16 protein-coding genes and 1 rRNA gene are annotated in these 20,054 nt (G+C 70.9%); 8 read left to right on the top strand and 9 right to left on the bottom strand.

The annotated features are described in order from the left end of the window. Nucleotides 1–9 precede the first annotated feature (9 nt). Nucleotides 10–444 (top strand): Rv3235 family protein, encoded by a 435-nt coding sequence (locus tag AAFN69_RS30275; RefSeq protein WP_347732074.1) that lies wholly within the window; start codon nucleotides 10–12, stop codon nucleotides 442–444. 221 nt (nucleotides 445–665) lie between these two features. Here AAFN69_RS30275 and secA read toward each other — a convergent pair whose 3' ends face one another. After that, nucleotides 666–3,473 carry a preprotein translocase subunit SecA gene (gene secA, locus AAFN69_RS30270; RefSeq protein WP_347732073.1) on the bottom strand — a complete coding sequence of 936 codons (2,808 nt, stop codon included), beginning with the start codon at nucleotides 3,471–3,473 and terminating at the stop codon, nucleotides 666–668. A gap of 239 nt (nucleotides 3,474–3,712) precedes the next feature. Here secA and AAFN69_RS30265 point away from each other — a divergent pair, with 239 nt between their 5' ends. Both AAFN69_RS30265 and AAFN69_RS30260 read left to right on the top strand, forming a co-directional pair. Continuing rightward, complete coding sequence (locus AAFN69_RS30265; protein ID WP_347732072.1) at nucleotides 3,713–4,288, top strand: GNAT family N-acetyltransferase; 576 nt, start codon at nucleotides 3,713–3,715, stop codon at nucleotides 4,286–4,288. A 106-nt stretch (nucleotides 4,289–4,394) separates the two neighbouring features. Next, nucleotides 4,395–5,558: a crosslink repair DNA glycosylase YcaQ family protein gene (locus AAFN69_RS30260; protein ID WP_347732071.1), complete on the top strand. Its 1,164-nt coding sequence runs from the start codon at nucleotides 4,395–4,397 to the stop codon at nucleotides 5,556–5,558. A 200-nt stretch (nucleotides 5,559–5,758) separates the two neighbouring features. Here the strand turns inward: AAFN69_RS30260 and AAFN69_RS30255 are convergent, their stop codons facing one another. From AAFN69_RS30255 to mtnA, 7 genes are all read right to left on the bottom strand, one after another. Then, nucleotides 5,759–6,511, bottom strand: a complete 753-nt coding sequence (locus tag AAFN69_RS30255; protein WP_347732070.1) for a response regulator transcription factor — start codon at nucleotides 6,509–6,511, stop codon at nucleotides 5,759–5,761. 207 nt (nucleotides 6,512–6,718) lie between these two features. Continuing rightward, nucleotides 6,719–7,408 (bottom strand): ribosome-associated translation inhibitor RaiA, encoded by a 690-nt coding sequence (raiA, locus tag AAFN69_RS30250; protein ID WP_347732069.1) that lies wholly within the window; start codon nucleotides 7,406–7,408, stop codon nucleotides 6,719–6,721. 311 nt (nucleotides 7,409–7,719) lie between these two features. Beyond that, nucleotides 7,720–8,463 (bottom strand): ComF family protein, encoded by a 744-nt coding sequence (locus AAFN69_RS30245; RefSeq protein WP_347732068.1) that lies wholly within the window; start codon nucleotides 8,461–8,463, stop codon nucleotides 7,720–7,722. Nucleotides 8,464–8,551: 88 nt separating this feature from the next. Beyond that, a complete protein-coding gene (locus AAFN69_RS30240; protein WP_347732171.1) occupies nucleotides 8,552–10,300 on the bottom strand; it encodes an LpqB family beta-propeller domain-containing protein in 1,749 nt (582 codons plus the stop codon). Between the two features lie 121 nt (nucleotides 10,301–10,421). After that, nucleotides 10,422–12,410, bottom strand: a complete 1,989-nt coding sequence (gene mtrB / locus AAFN69_RS30235) for an MtrAB system histidine kinase MtrB (RefSeq protein ID WP_347732067.1) — start codon at nucleotides 12,408–12,410, stop codon at nucleotides 10,422–10,424. Nucleotide 12,411: 1 nt separating this feature from the next. Next, a complete protein-coding gene (gene mtrA / locus AAFN69_RS30230) occupies nucleotides 12,412–13,101 on the bottom strand; it encodes a two-component system response regulator MtrA (RefSeq protein ID WP_347732066.1) in 690 nt (229 codons plus the stop codon). Nucleotides 13,102–13,105: 4 nt separating this feature from the next. After that, complete coding sequence (gene mtnA, locus AAFN69_RS30225) at nucleotides 13,106–14,248, bottom strand: S-methyl-5-thioribose-1-phosphate isomerase (RefSeq protein ID WP_347732065.1); 1,143 nt, start codon at nucleotides 14,246–14,248, stop codon at nucleotides 13,106–13,108. A gap of 185 nt (nucleotides 14,249–14,433) precedes the next feature. Between mtnA and AAFN69_RS30220 the strand changes: the two genes are divergently transcribed. The 5 genes from AAFN69_RS30220 to AAFN69_RS30200 all read left to right on the top strand — a co-directional run bounded on the left by AAFN69_RS30220 (nucleotide 14,434) and on the right by AAFN69_RS30200 (nucleotide 19,818). Further along, the gene (locus AAFN69_RS30220; protein ID WP_347732064.1) at nucleotides 14,434–15,642 is read left to right on the top strand and encodes a hypothetical protein; all 1,209 of its coding nucleotides are present in this window, start codon (nucleotides 14,434–14,436) and stop codon (nucleotides 15,640–15,642) included. Nucleotides 15,643–15,709: 67 nt separating this feature from the next. Next, nucleotides 15,710–16,336 carry a DUF4129 domain-containing protein gene (locus AAFN69_RS30215; protein WP_347732063.1) on the top strand — a complete coding sequence of 209 codons (627 nt, stop codon included), beginning with the start codon at nucleotides 15,710–15,712 and terminating at the stop codon, nucleotides 16,334–16,336. Then, nucleotides 16,333–17,517: a DUF4350 domain-containing protein gene (locus AAFN69_RS30210; protein ID WP_347732062.1), complete on the top strand. Its 1,185-nt coding sequence runs from the start codon at nucleotides 16,333–16,335 to the stop codon at nucleotides 17,515–17,517. Before AAFN69_RS30215 ends, AAFN69_RS30210 begins: the two co-directional genes overlap by 4 nt. Further along, nucleotides 17,514–18,497, top strand: a complete 984-nt coding sequence (locus AAFN69_RS30205; RefSeq protein ID WP_347732061.1) for a MoxR family ATPase — start codon at nucleotides 17,514–17,516, stop codon at nucleotides 18,495–18,497. The genes AAFN69_RS30210 and AAFN69_RS30205 overlap by 4 nt, the downstream gene beginning before the upstream one ends. Before the next feature lie 10 nt (nucleotides 18,498–18,507). Continuing rightward, nucleotides 18,508–19,818, top strand: coding sequence for a DUF58 domain-containing protein (locus tag AAFN69_RS30200; protein WP_347732060.1), 1,311 nt, complete (start codon nucleotides 18,508–18,510; stop codon nucleotides 19,816–19,818). 150 nt (nucleotides 19,819–19,968) lie between these two features. Here AAFN69_RS30200 and rrf read toward each other — a convergent pair. Then, a 5S ribosomal RNA gene (gene rrf, locus AAFN69_RS30195) occupies nucleotides 19,969–20,054 on the bottom strand; the annotation flags it as partial.

Here is a 20,054-nt window from a genome sequence, read left to right as displayed (position 1 = left end):
GGGATACGCATGAACAGGACAAGGCCCGCCGGACGGAGCGATCAGCGTCGGCCCGCCGCGGCCGCGGCAGCGGCGACGGCCCGCGCGCGGCGGCAGGACAGGCCCCACTACTGGTTCGCCGAGCGGCTTCTCGCGGTGCTCAGCGGGCGGCGGCCGGTGCACTGGATGCTCGGTCACACCATCGGCGAGGCGTACGACCAGCTCGTCCGGCTGGCCCCGGGAGCCCCGCTGCGGCCGGCCGGGACCCTGACCCCGGTGGTACGGCACTGCGGGGAGTTCCATCCGGGGCCGGGGGTGATCGAGGCGTTCGCCCGGATCGGCGCGGGCGACCGGGTGAGCGCGATGGCGTTCCGCCTGGAGCAGGGCGCGGACCTCCGCTGGCGCTGCGCGGCGGTGGAACTCGGCGGCGAGCGGGTCGGCGCGTCCGCTCCGGCCCGCCGATAGCCCCCGGCACCCCTGCGGGCACCCGGGACGCCCGGGACGCCCGGGACGCCCCCACGGGCCCGGGGGCGGCCCGCGGAGGCCCCGGGGCCTGCCCCACCCGCCGGCGGCCCCTCGGGGCCCGGGCAGAGAAACGGACGGGCCGGAACACCGCGCGTGCGGTGTTCCGGCCCGTCCCCTGTACGTACTCGGTCCGGCGGCCGGGTGGCCGGCCGGGCGGTGGGCTACTTCTTGCGGCGGCGGCCCGACGTCTTCTGCGCCTTGCGGCGCTCCGCACGCGTCATGCCGTCCGACTCCGAGCGGGCGGGCGCGTCGGTCTCGAAGTCGCCCTCGACGATGCCGCCCTCACCGTCCACCGTGGGGGCGGAGAAGTGCAGCCGGTCCGGGCGCTGCGGAGCCTCCAGGCCCTTGGCGCGGATTTCCGGGCGCGCGGCGGGCACCGAGTCCTTCTTGTCCAGCGAGGGACGGCCGGCATCCTGCACCGGAACCTCCTCGACCTGCTGCTCGACCTGGACCTCCAGGTTGAACAGATAGCCGACGGACTCCTCCTTGATGCCGTCCATCATGGCGGTGAACATGTCGAAGCCCTCGCGCTGGTACTCCACGAGCGGGTCCTTCTGCGCCATGGCGCGCAGGCCGATGCCCTCCTGGAGGTAGTCCATCTCGTAGAGGTGCTCGCGCCACTTCCGGTCGAGCACGGAGAGAACCACGCGCCGCTCCAGCTCGCGCATGATGTCCGAGCCGAGCTGCTTCTCGCGCTCGTCGTACTGGGTGTGGATGTCCTCCTTGATCGACTCGGCGATGAACTCGCCGGTGATCCCGGCCCGGTCGCCCGCGGCCTCCTCGAGGTCCTCGATGTCGGCCTTCACCGGGTAGAGCTGCTTGAAGGCGCCCCACAGCCGGTCCAGGTCCCACTCCTCCGCGAAGCCTTCGACCGTCTCCGCCTGGATGTAGGCGTCGATGGTGTCGTCCATGAAGTGGCGGATCTGCTCGTGCAGGTCCTCGCCCTCCAGGACACGGCGGCGCTCGCCGTAGATGACCTTGCGCTGCCGGTTGAGGACGTCGTCGTACTTGAGGACGTTCTTGCGGGTCTCGAAGTTCTGCTGCTCGACCTGCGACTGGGCGGACGCGATGGCGCGCGTCACCATCTTGTTCTCGATCGGGACATCGTCCGGGACATTCGCCATCGACATCACGCGCTCGACCATCTGGGCCTTGAAGAGGCGCATCAGATCGTCGCCGAGCGAGAGGTAGAAGCGGGACTCGCCCGGGTCGCCCTGACGGCCGGAACGACCGCGCAGCTGGTTGTCGATACGGCGCGACTCATGGCGCTCGGTGCCCAGGACATAGAGCCCGCCGAGGTCCTTGACCTCCTCGAACTCCGCCTGGACGGCGCGCTCGGCCTTCTCCAGCGCGGCGGGGAGGGCGGCGGCCCACTCCTCGACGTGCTCGACCGGGTCGAGCCCGCGCTGCCGCAGCTCCGCCTCGGCGAGGTCGTCCGGATTGCCGCCGAGCTTGATGTCGGTACCGCGGCCGGCCATGTTGGTGGCCACGGTGACCGCGCCCTTGCGGCCGGCCTGGGCGACGATGATCGCCTCCCGGTCGTGCTGCTTGGCGTTGAGCACCTCGTGCTGGACGCCGCGCTTGCTGAGCTGCTGGGAGAGGTACTCGGACTTCTCGACCGACGTCGTGCCGACGAGGATCGGCTGGCCCTTCTCGTGCTTCTCCACGATGTCGTCGACGACCGCCGCGAACTTGGCGACCTCGGTGCGGTAGATCAGGTCCGACTGGTCGGCGCGGACCATCGGCCGGTTGGTCGGGATCGGGACGACGCCCAGCTTGTAGATCTGGTGGAACTCCGCCGCCTCGGTCATCGCGGTACCGGTCATTCCGGACAGCTTGCTGTAGAGAAGGAAGAAGTTCTGGAGGGTGATGGTGGCGAGGGTCTGGTTCTCGTCCTTGATGTCCACCCCTTCCTTCGCCTCGATCGCCTGGTGCATGCCCTCGTTGTAGCGGCGGCCGGCGAGGATACGGCCGGTGTGCTCGTCGACGATCATGACTTCGCCGTCGATGACGACGTAGTCCTTGTCCTTCTTGAAGAGCTCCTTGGCCTTGATCGCGTTGTTGAGGTACCCGACGAGGGGGGTGTTCACCGACTCGTAGAGGTTGTCGATCCCCAGCCAGTCCTCGACCTTGGCGACACCGGCCTCGTGAATGGCGACGGTGCGCTTCTTCTCGTCGACCTCGTAGTCGCCGGTCTCCTCGATGCCCTTGAGCTGGTTGCCGGGCTCGCCCTTGGTCAGGCGGATGACCAGCTTGGCGAAGTCGCCGTACCACTTGGTGGCCTGGTCGGCGGGGCCGGAGATGATCAGCGGCGTACGGGCCTCGTCGACCAGGATCGAGTCGACCTCGTCGACCACGGCGAAGTTGTGGCCGCGCTGGACGAGCTCGTCCTGGGACCACGCCATGTTGTCGCGCAGGTAGTCGAAGCCGAATTCGTTGTTCGTGCCATAGGTAATGTCACAGGCGTACTGCTCGCGGCGCTGCGCGGGCGTCATGTTCGCCAGGATGCAGCCGACGGTCAGGCCCAGGAATTTGTGGATCCGGCCCATCACCTCGGAGTCGCGCTCGGCGAGGTAGTCATTGACCGTGATCAGGTGGACGCCCTTGCCGGAAATCGCGTTGAGGTACGCGGGCAGCGCGCCGGCCAGGGTCTTGCCCTCACCGGTCTTCATCTCGGCGACATAGCCGAGGTGCAGCGCGGCGCCGCCCATCATCTGGACGTCGTAGGGGCGCTGGCCGAGAACGCGCTTGGCGGCCTCGCGGACGGTGGCGAACGCCTCGGGAAGAAGATCGTCGAGCGTCGCGCCCTCGGCGTAACGCTCCTTGTACTCCTCCGTGAGCGCCCGCAACTCGGCGTCGGAGAGGCCGATGAAGTCCTCTTCGATGGATTTCACCTGGTCCGCGATGCGGTGCAGTTTGCGCAGGATCTTGCCTTCGCCTGCACGCATGAGCTTGTTGAAGACGGACACTGAGGCTGGTCTCCTTGCCGATCGGGCCCGGCTGGGTCGTTTATGGACAGTGACGCGGGCACGGCAGGCGGGCCCCACCGCAACGGCCATCGTAAGCGAGGACCCCGCCGGGTCGGGAGGTCCGTCGTCGGCCGGGCCCTGCCATTACCCGCAGGGTGAACGCGCGGGACATGCGGAAGGTGCCGGGGCGGGCGGCAAAAGTGCTCGCACAAGTCGTGATGGACGACCAGAATCCGCTCATGGAACCCGTCACGCTCACCACCGAGCGCCTGCTGCTGCGCACCTTCACCCCCGACGACGCGGAAGCCACCCGCCGGATCTGCCAGGACCCGGAGATCCAGCGCTGGACGACGGTCCCCTCGCCCTACACGGCGGAGGACGCCGCCGAGTTCACCGGCCGGATCGTCCCGGAGGGCTGGCGGAACGGCACCATGTACACCTTCGCGGTGCTGCCCCGCACCGGCGGCCCGCTGATGGCCTCGGTCGCGGTCACTCTCCGTACCTTCTCGGGCACATGGGAGATCGGCTTCTGGACGGCCGCCGAGTTCCGGGGCCGCGGGATCATGGTGGAGACCGTGGGCGCGGTGGCGCACTGGTCCTTCACCCGGCTCGGGGCGAACCGGCTGGAGTGGCGGGCCGAGGTCGGCAACGCGGGGTCGCGAGCGGTCGCCGAGAAGGCGGGTTTCCGGGTCGAGGGCGAGCTGCGCGCGGCCCTGATGAACAAGGGCACGCTCCGGGACGCCTGGGTGGGCTCGCTCCTCCCGTCGGACGTGGGCGCCACCGGCTCCCACCCTTATCTGCCGGTACGCCGCTGACTCCCCCGCCGGCCCGCCGCCGGCCCCGCGGGCGGCACGGTTCCGGCCGCCGGGAACGCCCGGGGCACGGCCACGCGTGTCAGTGCCGCCGTCTATCGTGCGGACCATGACGACGCTGCCGCCTCCCGTTGCCGAACTCTCCGCCGACGAGGCCCGCCGGATGGCGCTGCGCGCCCAAGGGTTCCTGGGAGCGCCGGACAGACGGGCCGGGGTGCGGGGAGTGCTCCGTCATCTGGGCGCCGTCCAGCTGGACACGATCTCGGTCCTCGCCCGGTCGCACGAGCTGATCCCGTACGCCCGGCTGGGCGCCGTCGGCCGCAGAACCGTCGAGGACGCCTACTGGACCGAGGGCCACAGCTTCGAGTACTGGTCGCATGCGGCATGCATCCTGCCGGTCGAGGAGTGGCCGCATTTCGCCTTCCGCCGGCGCGCCTACCGCGCCCGTCCGCAGTGGCACCACGACCTCCCGGACGGCGCCTACGAGACGGTGATCAAGCAGCTGCGCGACGAGGGCCCGCTGACCGCGACCGAGCTGGGCGGCGCGAAGAACGGCGGCGAGTGGTGGGACTGGTCGGCCTCCAAGGTCGCCGTCGAGCGGGCGCTGATGCACGGCGAGGTGGTGTGCACCGAGCGGCGGGGCTGGAAGCGGGTGTACGACCTGGCGGAGCGGGCGATCCCGGCCGGTCTGCTGGAGACCGAGCTGGACGACCGGGAGTGCCTGCGCCGGCTGGTCCGGCTGGCGGGCCGGTCCCTGGGGGTGGGCACCCGGGCGGATATCGCCGACTACCACCGGCTCAAGGGGGAGCAGTTCGACGCGGTGGCGGCCGATTCCGGTCTGGTGCCGGTGACCGTGGAGGGCTGGTCCAAGCCGGCGTGGGCGGATCCCGAGGCCCTGGCCTCGGTGCCCCGCGGCCGGCACCGCACCACCCTGCTCTCGCCCTTCGACTCGCTGATCTGGGAGCGGTCGCGCACGGAGCGGATCTTCGGTTTCTCGCACCGGCTGGAGGCCTATGTCCCCAAGCCCAAGCGGGTGCACGGATATTTCGCGATGCCGCTGCTCTCGGGGGGCAGGCTGCTGGGCCGGGTCGACCCGGCCCGCGAGGGCACCACCCTGGTGGCGAGGCAGGTGTCGCTGGACTCCGCGAAGGCGGTGGAGCCCATGGCGCGGGCACTGCGGGAGGCGGCCGGGTGGGTGGGCTGCGCCTCGGTCCGGGTGGAGCGGGTCGACCGCCCCGAGCTGGCCGCCGCACTGATCGCGGCGGTCGCCTGAACGACCCGGCTGAAGCGGGGCCGCCCGTCCCGCCGGCCGTCCGGGCATCCGCCTCGCCGCTCCGGTCCCTGCCCGTCACGGGCGCCGGGGCTCCTGGGGCGGCCCAGGCCCTCACTCAATTGCCCGGCCGCCCGGGCGGGGCCGGGACCGCGCCCCCGGCCCGGTGAACGCCCGGTCCCCCGGCCGCCGGCCCGGAAGCGCTAGCGGATCTCCAGGATCTTCTCGCGCATCGCGTAGACCACCGCCTCCATCCTGGAGTGCAGTTGCAGCTTCTCCAGGATGTTGCGGACATGGTTCTTCACGGTGTTCTCGGAGATGAACAACTGCTTCGCGATGTCGCGGTTGTTCATCCCGGTGGCGACCAGCTTGAGCACCTCCAGCTCCCGGTCGGTGAGCCTCGGCGCGGGGACGAGCCGGCGCTCGTCGGTCCGCTGGATCATCGACTTGAACTCGGTGAGCAGCTTGGAGGCCATGGAGGGGCTGATCTGCGACTGCCCGTCCGCGACCGCGCGGATCGCCGTGGCGACCTCGTCGGTGGAGATCTCCTTGAGGAGATATCCGGTGGCCCCGGCCTTGATCGCGTCGTAGAGATCGGCCTCCTCATCGCTGATCGTCAGCATGATGATCTTCGCGCTGGGGGCGACCTCCTTGATGGAGGTGCATGCCTCGATACCTCCGCGCCGGGGCATCCGCACATCCATCAGCACAATGTCCGGCAGCAGGTCGGCGGCCTTGTCGACCGCCTCCGCGCCGTCACCGGCCTCGCCCACGACCTGGATGTCCTCCTCCTGGGCGAGGACGATCTCCAGCCCGCGCCGGAAGAGGGCGTGGTCGTCCACCACGAGAACCCGGATCGGCTCGGCACGGGAGCCGCTCGCGGCCGTTACGGCCTCCGCGGCTGTCTCTCCCGCACCGGCCGTGTGATCGTGCACGGGTCCGAAGCTGTCCGCCATCGTTCCTCCCCCTGAAGGCAGTGGCCTGAAGGGCATGGTCAGGTTCGCCAACACCAGTGCACAGGGCACCGGTTGGCCTGAGGAGGCCATGCTTTCATGCCCGGGCGCACCAGCGGTGCCTCCGCGGCTCGCGGAATGGTGCCCCCGGGGGCGCGGACAGCGCTCCGGGGGCACCTTTTCTCCTGCTCGATCGGATCGGCGGTGGGATCAGCCGCCGAGCGCGCCTCCGGCGCCGCCCGCGTCGGATCCGGCCAGCGGGTCGGTCTCCAGGTGGATGACGCCGTAGTCATAGGCGTGTCGCCGGTAGACGACACTGGGCTGCTTCGTCTCCGCGTCGACGAAGAGGTAGAAGTCGTGCCCGACCAGCTCCATCTCGTAGAGGGCCTGGTCGAGCGCCATCGGTGCCGCGGTGTGCACCTTCTCGCGTACCACCAGCGGTCCCTCGCCCTGCACTTCGAGCGAGCCGATCCTGGTGGTGGGGACGGATTCCGTCACCTCTTCCGCCGGGAGGTGACCATTGGCGTCCAGCTCGGCGACGCCGGGGACGACATCGGCGACATCGGCCGCCGAGAGCCGTCCATTGCCACGGCGCGTGAAGCGCTTGTCGTGCTGCTTGCGCAGCCGCGCCTCCAGCTTGCCCGTGGCGAGGTCAAGCGCTGCGTACGGGTCGCCGGCCGCGGCTTCCGCCCGGATGACCGGGCCTCGTGAGTGAACGGTGATCTCCACCCGGTCCGAACGGTCGGCCTGCCGCGGGTTGTGCTCCTTGGACACCTCGACGTCCAGGCTGATCACCTTGGCGTCGAGCTTCTGGATCTTGTCCAGCTTCAGCTTCTCGGCCACGTGCTTGCGGAACCGCTCGGGCACCTCGGTCTTGCGGCCCTTGACGACGATGTCCACGCAGAACTCCGTTCCCGGATTTGCCCCGCTCGCTCGCCGGCTGCGGAGCGTCTCCCTGTTGCACCAGACCCCGGCGGCTTGCCGGAGTCCCGGACTAGGCGACTTTCACCTCCTCCTCCCCAGTCGACAAGATCTCCACCCCACCAACTTTCGAGGTTTTCCGTTGCCCCGAATCCCTGGCCTGAAACACGGCAGTGCATTCGATGAGATACGGCATCCCATTCGTGGATCCTCACAACCGAACATAGCTCGATCGGGCGGGTAACGGCACCCGCTACCAGCAACTACCTCCGTTCAGAGCCTTTCGTCTCTTACTGGCTGCAACGTTCCGCCTTCCCCGTCGGTTCCGGTTCATTGCCACCGAAAAATGGCGGTGCGGCGATGACCGCCGCGCTCGGACGGGCGAATCCCGGGATTCCCGAATCCCCGGCCGCGCGCAGGGCCCGTACACCCTCGGCGAGCGACGCTCCCGTGGTCATCAGATCGTCCACCAGGACGGCTGCCGCGCCCCTCGGCAGGCTCCGGACACCGCGCGGGACCACCATGGCCCCGGCGAGGTTCGCCACCCGCTCAGCGGCCGTCAGCCCGCTCTGGTCGGCGACCTCCCGGCACAGCCGCAGCACCGGCAGGACTCCCGCCTCGACACCGCCCCGGCGCAGCTCACCCGCCGCCGCCCGGGCGATCCGCCGCCCGGCGTCGTGCCCCCGGGCCCGTACCGCCCGCCGGGACGAGGGAACCGGCACCAGCAGCAGCGGCCCGGCGGCCCGGGGAACGGCGGCCCGCACCGCCCCGGCGAGCGCTCTGCCCAGCGGCCGGGCCAGCCCCAGCGCGCCCCGCTCCTTGTGGGCGAGGAGAACGGCCCGCACCGCGTCGGCGTAGACCGCCGCCGCGTACACCCGCGGCAGGCCCGGCGGCTCCGGGCCGGGCCGCACCCGGCCCGGGGCCGAGCCGTACAGCTCGTGCCCGCACTCCTCGCACAGCGGGGTCCGCGCCACACCGCAGCCGGCGCAGGCGGCCGGCAGCACCAGTCCGGAGAGCTCCTGCCACCACCACATGCCCACCACTGTGCCAAGGCGCGGAACACCCCGCCACCCCTGTGGAAAACCCTCCCGGCGGACCGCGCCGCCGGGGCCTTCGCGCCGGTCAGCCCGGGTAGACCGGCGATGAACCCTCGGTGACCACCGTCTGCCAGTTGGCGGCGGCGGGCAGCCGTACGATGCCGTCCTCCTCGGAGTGCGCCACCAGCGGCCGGTTCGGGTCGTCGGACGCGGCGACCGACTTCACACTGTTGACGCCCTGGAGCACCGCGTCGGGCGAGCTGGAGCCGTCGGTTCTGATGTACCGCACCTGCTGCACACCGCCGGCCTCCTTGCCGACGACCACCAGACGGCTGGGACCGGCCCAGGAAACCGCCGTGACGGTCTCCAGCTGGGGCGTGACGGGCCGCAGGTCGGCCACGGACACCAGAGTGTCACCCTTGTCGTCCCGGCGCTCCACCCGCCCGATCTGGAGCGTCGTCTTCTTGCCATCGGTCAGCAGCAGCGCGATCCGGGTGCCGTCAGAGGAGACCCTCAGCGACTCGATCCGCGCCCCGTCGAGCCCCGCGACCACCACTCGGCGGGGCGGCCCCGCCCCGCCGGCGAACCTCAGCAGCGCCGGATCCCCCGGATTGCGGTCGGCGATCCACAGATCGCCCCGGCCGTCCCAGCTGGGCGCCGAGAGCCGCTGCTCCGGGGTCTTGCCCGCGCTCTGCACCACCGGGGGGTCCTGAACGACATCGGAGGTGATCGAGGCGACGTACAGCTGGCGATGATCGGTGGAGACGGCCGCCGCGGTGCTCTCGTCGCGGGCCACCGCCACCAGGGTCAGCGGAACGGCCCCGGTGCCGAGCGGGCCCAGGACGACATCCGGTTCGCCCTTCGCGTCATCGGGCAGCACGGCGAGCCTGCCCTTGCTGTCGACGAAGTACTGATTGCCCGCGCGGGTGGCGGAATGGTCGGGGGAGTACGCCTCCTCCTGGCCGCTGCGCAGGCCGCAGAGCGGACCGCCGTTCGCCCGCTGGAGCTGGACCTCGTCGACCCGGGTGGCCGAGAGGTCCTTCAGGGTGAAGAGGATCTGCGCCGCCATCTTGTTGCACTGCGAACGGCTGACGCCCGACGCGTACTTGTTCAGCGGCACCTTCAGCGTGTTCCGGTCGTCGAACCGCAGCGAGGTGGTGCCCTTCTTCAGCGCGGTGCCCTCCGGGAAGGGGGATTCGACCACTGGTTTCAGCCAGTCCGTGGGGCCGTCCAGCAGGGCCTTGACGGACTGGGTGACCGGATCCATACGGGTGACCGGGTCGATCCGCTGCCGGATGAAGACCGGGTCGGCGACCACGGTGTTCCGCCCCGCCGCGAAGTAGTACTTGTTCACCGAACGGTGGCTCCGCTGGAAATCGGAGGCGCCGAGAACCAGGCCGGGCGGCAGATTGTCGATCCGCCACTCCGCCTTGCCGCCCGCGGTCTCGTACTGGGAGAGGTGGATGGTTCTGCGGTAGTCGGTGGGCGCGACGGCCTGATAGGCCCGCTGGGCGTCGACCTCGGCGATCTGCCTGCCGAGCAGCGGAACGTCAATGCCCGGATTGTCCCGGCCGCCGGACCGCGCCGGCCCGGGGTCGGGAGCCTTCGACAGCACGGTCGTGCCCGTCTCCGGCCGCCACTTCTTCGACATCTCCGGTGTGAGATAGGTGCGGGCGGTGGCGAAATTGGCGTCGTCGCTGGTGATCGCCTCCAGGAAACCGGCCACCACCTCACCGGGCCCGGCGCCCTCCCGCGGCGGCACCGCCTCCACCTGGACCTGGGAATCCCCCCGGGGGGACGCCTTGACGGCCCGGACATCGCCCCGGTCGGGCATCGAGGCACAGCCGGCCAGCAGAACACCACTGCTCACCAGCACCGCCGCGAGCCGCTGTCCGTCCCGGCGCCCATGGGATTCCCCGGGGCCCGGAAGACCCCGCTCCCGCTCGTGACGAAGATCAGCGCCCACGGGTCGAGTCCTCCCGGTCCGGCGCCGGCCGCGCCGCGTCGTCGTCCTGGCGGTCCCCCACCGGCCGCGCCACCACCCGGGCACCGCTGCCCGGCAGGGCCGCCGGATCGACCCCGGCGGGCGCCGTGCGGGGCGTCACCGGCAGCGGCGAGCGCGCCGACGCCGGCTGCGCGGGCACGGAGGCCAGCAGCTGCCCGGACGCCTCGGCCTGAGCCCGCTCCCGGTTCTGCCGGGAATCCTCCGGCTCCAGGGGTATCGGTGAGCCCCGCAGGGGCTCGTCGGCGGTACGCGGCAGAGTCAGCCGGAACTGTGAGCCGCCGCCGGGCTCGCCCCATGCCTGGAGCCAGCCGCCGTGCAGCCGCGCGTCCTCGACCGCGATCGACAGCCCGAGCCCCGTACCGCCGGTGGTACGCGCCCGGGCGGGATCGGCCCGCCAGAAACGGTTGAAGACCCGGGTCGCCTCGCCCGGCTTCAGCCCGACCCCGTAGTCCCGTACGGCGATGGCGACGGCCCCGCCGGCGACCGCCATCCGCACCACCACATCGCGGCCCTCGCCGTGTTCCACGGCGTTGACCACCAGATTCCGCAGCACCCGCTCCACCCGGCGGGCATCCGCCTCCGCCACCACGGGCTGCTCGTCGCCGACGACGCGTATCCGGGTGCCCTTGCGCTCGGCCAGCGGCTCCGCGCCGCCGATCACCCGGCGGACGACCTCGCGCAGATCTATCGGCTCGGCCTCCAGCGCCGCCGCTCCGGCGTCGAACCGGCTGATCTCCAGCAGATCCGACAGAAGGGACTCGAAGCGGTCCAGCTGATCCCCGAGCAGCTCGGCCGAGCGAGCGGTGACCGGGTCGAAGTCGACACGGGCCTCATGAATGACGTCGGCCGCCATCCGCACCGTGGTCAGCGGGGTGCGCAGTTCGTGGGAGACATCCGAGACGAAGCGGCGCTGCATCCGGGAGAGCTCCTCCAGCTGCTGGATCTTGAGCTGAAGGCTCTGCGCCATTTTGTTGAACGCTTCACCGAGTCTGGCGATGTCGTCCTCGCCGGTGACCTTCATCCGCTCCTGGAGCCGCCCGGCGGAGAGCCGCTCGGCGATCCCCGCGGCCATCCGCACCGGGGTGACGATCTGCCGCACCACCAGCCAGGCGATGGCCCCGAGCAGCACGACCACGAAGAGGCCGGCGGTGGTCAGGGTGTTCCGGACCAGATTGAGCGACTTCTCCTCGTGCGCGAGCGGGAAGACGTAGTACAGCTCGTACGGATTGCCGTCGATGTCATTGAGCCGGGTGCCCACCGCGAGGCCGGGCTCCGACTCGTGCTCGTCGTTCCAGTAACTGATCCGGACGTATCGCTCGTAGGTCCCGGTGCCCTTGCCCACCTCGGCCCGCAGCGCGTCGGGGATGGACGCCACATCGACGTCGCCCGAGCTGCGGCCGCCCCGGTACAGCCCCCCGGTGTCGGCGTTCAGCGCCACCACCTTGAAGGCTCCCTGGCCACCACTGGCCAGCTGTTCCACCAGATCGGTCCGCCAGGAGCTGTTCGCGGCGGCCTCGTCCTCGCCCGCGTTCTCCCGCCCGGCGGGATTGGCCGGCTCGCCGGCCAGCTGGCGCGCCACGGCGAAACCGCCGGCCGCCTGGCTCTGGGCCGCCTTGGCCTTGGCGTCGAGCAGCCCGTTGCGCACCTGGCCGATGACGACAAAACCGAGAAGTACCACTACTCCCAATGACATGAGCAGTGTCGTGACAACGATCTTCAACTGGATGTTCCGCCGCCACAGCCGCACGGCGGGCAGCAGCGGACGGCGCACCCAGCGCATGACGAGGCGGAACATCAGACGTCCGGGCTCGCCGTCCCGGCCCGGCCGTCCGCCCTGCGGCGAACGGCCGAATCGCGACAGCCAGGACCCGGCCCCGGCAGCCCGCTCCCCACGGACTCCCGGATCCCCGGGCTCCGGAGCAACACCGCCGGGGGACATATCAGCTCGGTCCGGCCTTGTAGCCGACGCCGCGCACGGTAACCACGATCTCCGGACGCTCCGGATCCTTCTCCACCTTGGAACGCAGCCGCTGAACGTGCACATTCACCAGCCGGGTGTCCGCGGCATGGCGGTATCCCCAGACCTGCTCCAACAGCACCTCACGGGTGAAAACCTGCCACGGCTTGCGGGCGAGAGCGACCAGCAGATCGAACTCCAGCGGCGTCAGCGCGATGGACTGTCCCTCGCGCTTCACCGAGTGTCCGGCCACATCGATGACCAGATCCCCGATCGCCAGCTGCTCCGGCGCCGGCTCCTCCGACCTCCTCAGTCGCGCCCTGATACGGGCCACGAGCTCCTTCGGTTTGAATGGCTTGATGATGTAGTCATCGGCGCCGGATTCCAGCCCGACAACCACATCCACGGTGTCGCTCTTGGCGGTGAGCATCACGATTGGCACACCGGACTCGGCCCTGATCAGCCTGCAGACCTCGATGCCGTCCCGTCCGGGAAGCATGAGATCGAGCAGAACAAGATCGGGCTTCGCCTCACGGAAAGCGGCAAGTGCCTTGTCACCGTCCGCAACGAACGACGGCTCGAAACCTTCACCACGCAGCACAATCCCGAGCATCTCGGCCAGTGCGGTGTCGTCGTCGACGACAAGGACTCGTCCCTTCATAATCGACATCATCCCATTAGCTCATCGTGACCCGGCGTGACCTGGCACACAGCTCGGCGATTCCCCCGCCGGTGACCGGGGACAACGCCCCCTCCTCGGTGACGATCGCCGTCACCAGTTCCGGTGGTGTGACGTCGAAAGCGGGGTTGTACGCCTGTGTCCCCGCCGGCGCCGTCGGAAGTCCTCCCCCGCCCTCTCCCCCGGCCCCGGAAGCCCCCGGAACGGGCATTTCCGTCACCTCGTGCCCCGGCCGCTGCTCCACCTCGATCGCCGCCCCGTCCGGAGTGCCGAGATCGACCGTCGTGGTGGGCGCCACCACGATGAACGGCACATGGTGGTATTTCGCCAGCACCGCCAGCGGGTAGCTGCCCACCTTGTTCGCGACCGAGCCGTCCGCGGCGATCCGGTCGGCGCCGATGAGTACGGCATCCACCTCTCCCGCCGCGAAGAGCGAGCCGGCGGCACCGTCCGTGAGCAGGGTGTACGCGAACCCGTGCCGGGCGGCCTCGTACGCCGTCAGCCTGGCCCCCTGGAGCAGCGGCCGGGTCTCGTCCACCCACAGCCGCCGCAGCCGCCCCGCGCGGTGCGCCCCGAGAGCCACCGCGAAGGCCGTGCCCTCCCCGCCCGAGACGAGCATCCCGGTATTGCAGTGCGTGAGGATCCGGTGGGAACCCCCCGGGAACAGCTCGTCGAGCAGCGCGAGACCGTGGCCGGCCATCCGGGCACTCGCCTCGGCATCCTGCCGGTGCAGCTCCACGGCCGCCGCGAGCGCCGCCCGCGCCGCCTCCTCGGCCCCCTGCTCCCGCACGGCCCGGTACGCGGCCAGCGCCACCCGTACCCCGTACGCCAGATTCACCGCGGTGGGCCGCGACCGCTCCAGCAGCAGCGCCGCCTCCTCCACGTCATGACCGCGCCCCGCCGCGAGCGCCACCCCATAGGCACCGGCGATACCGAGCAGAGGAGCTCCGCGCACGGCGAGTGTCCTGATCGCCCGCACCAGAGCGGGCACATCCGCACAGACCAGTTCGACTTCCTCGGCGGGCAGCCGCGTCTGGTCGAGAAGCACCAGGACCGGCCCTTCTGGAGGCTCCGCCCACCGCAACACCGATGGGGTCCGCGAGTCGACGCGGGCCGGGTTCCGCTCGTACTGATCAGCCATCCGCCCAGTCTGCCCGCTCGGCCACCGACAAAGAAGGCACCGGGGAGATACGGCCACCGGTCCGCCGCCGGACCACCCGTGGCACGATGGCTGCCAGCCTGCCGAACCAATACCCGGACAAGGCGTCTACACCACGCCGGCTCCCCGAGCCGGCCCCGCAACCGAGTCATGAGGTGGACGACCCCGTGAACGACACTCCGGGCTGGGCTTCGCCCGGATCCGCTCGCCCCGACGAGCCGAACGCGGCCGTGCCCCGCCCCGCCGAACCGGCCGACGACAAAAGCGGCTCCACGAAATGGTCCAGCAACCAGCCACCGCCGAGCCAGTGGTCCGCGCCCTCCGGCCAGTACGGCCCTCCGCCGCCCCCCGGACCGGGCCGCGGCGGCCGGGCCCACAGCGGCTGGGGCCCACCGCAGGCGGCCAAGCCGGGCGTCATCCCCCTCCGGCCGCTGGGCGTCGGTGAAATCCTCGACGGCGCGGTGTCGACCCTGCGGACGCACTGGCGCACGGTATTGGGCATCACCCTCACCGTCTCCGTGGTCACTCAGCTCGTCAGCCTTCTCATCGACCGCTTCCTGCTCCCCGCACCGGTCGAGATCGACCCGAAGGCCGACGCGGCGGAAGCCATCCGGCAGTTCACCGAGGCGCTCCAGTCCGGCTTCCTCAGGCTGGGGCCGACGACCCTGATCACTCTCATCGCCACCCTCTTCACCACGGCACTCCTCACCGTGGTCATCAGCCGCTCGGTGCTGGGCCGCCCGGTGACGCTCAAGGAAGCATGGCGCGAGGCCCGCCCCCGCTTCCCCCAGCTCCTCGGCCTGACCCTGCTGTTGCCGCTGATCGCCATGGCCGTCATGGGCGTCGCGATCCTGCCCGGAGTGATAGTGGGCGGGCGGGGCGGCATAGGACTGATCGCCCTCGGTTCGCTCGTCGCGCTGCCCGTCGTGGTCTGGCTGATGATCCGCTTCGCTCTCGCCTCGCCCGCGCTGATGCTGGAGCGCCAGGGGATCATCGCCTCGCTGCGCCGCTCCGCCAAGCTCGTCCAGGACGCCTGGTGGCGGACGTTCGGCATCGTGGTGCTCACTCAGGTGCTGATCATCCTCGTGACGATGATCGTCGCAGTGCCGTTCACCCTGATCGCCGTCCTCGCGGACGGCAGCAGCATGACCGACCTCATGGCCGGCCGCACACCCGACGGCTGGATGTTCGCGATCGTCATGGGCATCGGCGCGGTGGTCTCCTCCGCCGTGACCTACCCGGTCTCCGCCGGAGTGAATGTCCTTCTCTACATCGACCAGCGGATCCGCCGCGAAGCCCTCGATCTCGAACTCGCCCGCGCCGCCGGGGTCCCCGGCTACGAGAACGAACCGCCCGGCGGCGGGCAGGGGAGCTGACGGGGTGATCGCCCCGGGGGGTGCGAGGGCGGCTCCGTCACTGATCCGCACGCGGGACGACGTGCCGGTGGAGTCACCCCGCATCCCCGCCCGGGAGGCGGCACAACGCGAACTCTCCCGGCCGATGTACCACGAGAACGACCCCAATCCTCTACAGCGCGGCATCGCGGACTTCCTGGACTGGGCCGACGGCCTTCTCCTGGCCGCGTCCGCAGCGGCACCCGGCGGCCCGCTGGGCATTCTCGTCATCGCACTGGCCGCCTGCTGCCTCCTCGCCGCCCTCTGGTGGCGCCTCGGCACCCCCGCCCGCCGGACAGCCCGGCCGGCCGCCCTCTTCGGCGGAACGCCGCGCACCGCGGCCGACCACCGCGCCGCCGCCGCGAGCCATGCCGCGGCAGAAGACTGGAACCAGGCGGTCCAGGAACAGATGCGGGCCATCGTCCGGTCACTGGAGGAACGGGCCCTCATCGACCCCCGCCCGGGCCGAACCGCCGACGAGGCCGCGGACGAGGCGGGACGACAACTCCCCGGCCACACCGCTGATCTCCGCTCCGCCGCAGGAGTGTTCGACGACATCACATACGGCGGGCGGACAGCAGACCGGCAGGCACACCTCCGGCTGCGCCAACTGGACACGGAGCTGGAGGAGACACGCCCCGAACCGGCCCGAGCGGCCGACGGGACGCCCCGATGACCGCCGCCATCTCGGTGTCCCCGACCGGCCGCCGGGTCTGGAAGCGCACCCGCGGCCCGCTGCTCGCCCTCACCGTCCTGATCATCGCCGGAGTCACGATCGCGGCCCTGCGCTCCGGTGACCACCACGGCAGTCTGGACCCCCGCTCCGCCGACCGCCTCGGCAGCCGCGCCGTCGCCGAACTCCTCGGGGAACGCGGAGTGTCCACCCGTGTGGTGACCACGCTCGACGAAGCCCGCGCCGCCGCCGGACCCGACACCACGCTGCTGGTCACCGGCCCCGATCTGCTCACCACCCCACAACGCGAGACCCTGCGCCGCACCACCGCCCCCGCTGGCGGGCGCACGGTTCTCGTCGGAGCCGGCCCCGCGTCCACGAGGGAACTGGTCCCCGGCGTCCGCACCCGGCCCTCCGTGCCGGTCTCCGAGCGGGCCCCCGACTGCGCCCTGCCGGCCGCCCGGCGCGCGGGCAGCGCCGACCTCGGCGGCATGCGCTACACCAGCGACGCCCCCGGACACGACGCCTGTTACCCCGGCGGGGGCACGGCCACGCTCCTGCGGCTCGACACCCCCCGAGGAGGCGACACCGTCCTCCTCGGCTCCCCCGACCTCCTGTACAACGACCGCCTCGACAACCACGGCAACGCCTCCCTCGCCCTCCAACTGCTCGGCTCCCGGCCTCATCTCGTCTGGTACCTCCCCTCACTCGCCGACGGCGCGGTTTCCGGCGATGACACGGAGCGCACGCTGCCCGAACTCATTCCCTCCGGCTGGCTCTGGGGCGCTCTTCAGCTCTCCCTCGCGGCCGTCCTCGCCGCGATCTGGCGCGCCCGCCGACTCGGCCCGCTGGTCGAGGAGAACCTCCCCGTCGTCATCCCGGCCTCCGAGTCCACCGAGGGCCGCGCCCGCCTCTACCACCAGGTGAACGCCCGCGACCGGGCGGCCGACGTCCTCCGGGCCGCCACCCGCACCCGTATCGCCCCGCTCCTCGGCATCGCCCGCGCCGATGCCCACTCGCCGGAGATCCTGCTCCCCGCCCTCGCGGCCCGGCCGGACCGCGGGGGCCCGGACAGCGGGGACAGAGCCGCACTCCTCTTCGGCCCGCCTCCGGCCAAGGACGCCGACCTCGTCCTGCTCGCCGGCCAACTCGACGCCCTCGAAAGAGAGGTACGCACTTCATGAGCGCCCCGACCCCCGAGACAGCAGTGGACTCGGACCGTGCCCGCGCCTCCCTGGAGGCCCTGCGCTCCGAGATCGCGAAGGCCGTGGTCGGCCAGGACTCCGCTGTCACCGGACTGGTCGTGGCACTGCTCTGCCGCGGCCATGTCCTGCTCGAGGGTGTGCCGGGGGTGGCCAAGACACTCTTGGTGCGCGCCCTGGCCGCCTCCCTCGAACTGGACACCAAGCGGGTGCAGTTCACTCCGGACCTGATGCCGAGCGATGTCACCGGATCCCTGGTCTATGACGCGCGCACCACGGAGTTCTCCTTCCAGCCGGGCCCGGTCTTCACCAATCTGCTGCTCGCCGACGAGATCAACCGGACTCCGCCCAAGACACAGTCCTCACTCCTGGAGGCCATGGAGGAGCGGCAGGTCACGGTCGACGGTGTCCCCCGGATGCTCCCCGAGCCCTTCCTGGTCGCGGCGACGCAGAACCCGGTCGAGTACGAGGGCACCTACCCCTTGCCGGAAGCGCAGTTGGACCGCTTTCTGCTCAAGCTGACGGTCCCGCTGCCGTCCCGCGAGGACGAGATCGATGTACTGACCCGTCACGCGGCGGGCTTCAACCCGCGAGATCTCCACGCCGCCGGAGTACGCACCGCGGCGAACGCGGCCGATCTGGAGGCTGCCCGAGCCGCTGTCGCCACGACCACGGTCTCCGCCGAGATCACCGGCTATGTCGTCGATATCTGTCGTGCCACCCGTGATTCCCCCTCACTCACCCTCGGCGCCTCCCCGCGAGGCGCCACGGCCCTGCTCTCCACCGCACGTGCCTGGGCTTGGCTCACCGGCCGCGACTATGTGATCCCCGACGATGTGAAGGCTCTGGCCCTGCCCACACTCCGCCATCGGATCCAGCTTCGGCCGGAGGCGGAAATGGATGGAGTCACTACCGACTCCGTCATCACCGCGATCCTCAACCACGTGCCCGTACCCCGATGAGGCGGCGCTGATGGCTCTCACCGGACGGACCGCTCTCCTCGCCGCCCTCGGCTCGATCCCCGTGGGGGTGCTCGCTCCGAGCTGGGCGGGGATACTCGCCGTCAACGCGCCTCTCTCCTTGGCAATCTTGTGCGATTACGCCCTCGCGGCGCCAGTGCGAACGCTCCGATTCACTCGAAGTGGTGACACAACAGTTCGACTCGGAGACTCCGCCGAGGTCGGGCTCACCGTCACCAACCCGGCCGCACGGCCCCTGCGCGCTCAGCTCCGCGACGCGTGGCCGCCGAGCAGCTGGACCCCCGGTACCGAACAGCCGGCCTCACGCCATCGCCTGACCATCCCGGCCGGCGAACGCCGCCGCGTCACCACGGTCCTGCACCCCACACGCCGCGGCGACCGCCACGCGGAACAGATCACCGTCCGCTCCTACGGCCCCCTGGGCCTGGCCGCCCGCCAGGGCAGACACCGTGTCCCCTGGTCGGTCCGTGTTCTGCCGCCCTTCACCAGTCGCAAGCATCTGCCGTCCCGACTGGCACGGCTGCGCGAACTCGACGGCCGCACCAGTGCTCTGACCCGAGGTCAGGGCACCGAGTTCGACAGCCTGCGCGACTATGTGCCGGGGGACGACACCCGCTCCATCGACTGGCGTGCCACCGCGCGCGGCAGCAGCGTCGCGGTACGCACCTGGCGCCCGGAGCGAGATCGCCACATCCTGCTCGTACTCGACACCGGCCGCACATCGGCCGGCCGGGTGGGCGATGTACCGCGTCTGGACGCCTCCATGGACGCCGCTCTCCTGCTCACCGCACTCGGGACCCGGGCCGGCGACCGTCTCGGGCTGCTGGCCTACGATCGCCGCATCAGAGCCCGGGTCCAGAGCCGCTCCGCCCGTGACGCGCTGCCCGCCATGGTGGAAGCCCTCGCCGCGCTCGAACCGGAACTGGTCGAGACCGATGCCCGGGGCATCATCGCGGCCATTCTCGGCAACACTCCGCGCCGCTCTCTCGTCGTGCTCTTCACCAGTCTCGACGCGGCCGTCGTCGAAGAGGGTCTGCTGCCTGTGCTTCCTCAGCTCACTCAGCGGCATTCCGTCCTGGTGGCTTCTGTCGCCGACCCCCGGGTCGAGCAGATGTCGGCGGAACGGGGCAGCGTGCAGGCCGTCTACGGTGCCGCCGCTGCCGCCCGGACTCAGGCCGAGCGCCGGCGGATGGCGGAGCAGCTGCAACGCCAGGGAGTGATTGTCGTGGACGCGAACCCGGAAGAACTCGCACCGGCTGTTGCGGATGCCTACCTCGCGCTGAAGGCCGCCGGGCGGCTGTAGACCGTCGCCAGAACGCACTCAGGCCCCGGTTCGCCGAACCGGGGCCTGAGAATGCGGAGCGCACCCGAGGTGTCTGCGACTCGGGGGCAGTTGTTTTCGGGCATGCGAAAGGGCCCCACACCTAAGGCATGGGGCCCTCTCTCAAAAATTGTTCGGCGGCGTCCTACTCTCCCACAGGGTCCCCCCTGCAGTACCATCGGCGCTGAAAGGCTTAGCTTCCGGGTTCGGAATGTAAC

It is taken from the genome of Streptomyces sp. CAU 1734, from assembly GCF_039888735.1.
In the GTDB taxonomy this organism is placed as follows: domain Bacteria; phylum Actinomycetota; class Actinomycetes; order Streptomycetales; family Streptomycetaceae; genus Streptomyces.
This window is presented reverse-complemented; position numbering and strand designations above follow the sequence as displayed.

Coding starts and splice junctions, on each gene's coding strand:
- AAFN69_RS30275 (WP_347732074.1), top strand. CDS start 10: ATGAACAGGACAAGGCCCGCCGGACGGAGCGATCAGCGTCGGCCCGCC.
- AAFN69_RS30265 (WP_347732072.1), top strand. CDS start 3,713: ATGGAACCCGTCACGCTCACCACCGAGCGCCTGCTGCTGCGCACCTTC.
- AAFN69_RS30260 (WP_347732071.1), top strand. CDS start 4,395: ATGACGACGCTGCCGCCTCCCGTTGCCGAACTCTCCGCCGACGAGGCC.
- AAFN69_RS30255 (WP_347732070.1), bottom strand. CDS start 6,511: ATGGCGGACAGCTTCGGACCCGTGCACGATCACACGGCCGGTGCGGGA.
- AAFN69_RS30245 (WP_347732068.1), bottom strand. CDS start 8,463: ATGTGGTGGTGGCAGGAGCTCTCCGGACTGGTGCTGCCGGCCGCCTGC.
- AAFN69_RS30240 (WP_347732171.1), bottom strand. CDS start 10,300: ATGCCCGACCGGGGCGATGTCCGGGCCGTCAAGGCGTCCCCCCGGGGG.
- mtrB (WP_347732067.1), bottom strand. CDS start 12,410: ATGTCCCCCGGCGGTGTTGCTCCGGAGCCCGGGGATCCGGGAGTCCGT.
- mtrA (WP_347732066.1), bottom strand. CDS start 13,101: ATGATGTCGATTATGAAGGGACGAGTCCTTGTCGTCGACGACGACACC.
- mtnA (WP_347732065.1), bottom strand. CDS start 14,248: ATGGCTGATCAGTACGAGCGGAACCCGGCCCGCGTCGACTCGCGGACC.
- AAFN69_RS30210 (WP_347732062.1), top strand. CDS start 16,333: ATGACCGCCGCCATCTCGGTGTCCCCGACCGGCCGCCGGGTCTGGAAG.
- AAFN69_RS30205 (WP_347732061.1), top strand. CDS start 17,514: ATGAGCGCCCCGACCCCCGAGACAGCAGTGGACTCGGACCGTGCCCGC.
- AAFN69_RS30200 (WP_347732060.1), top strand. CDS start 18,508: ATGGCTCTCACCGGACGGACCGCTCTCCTCGCCGCCCTCGGCTCGATC.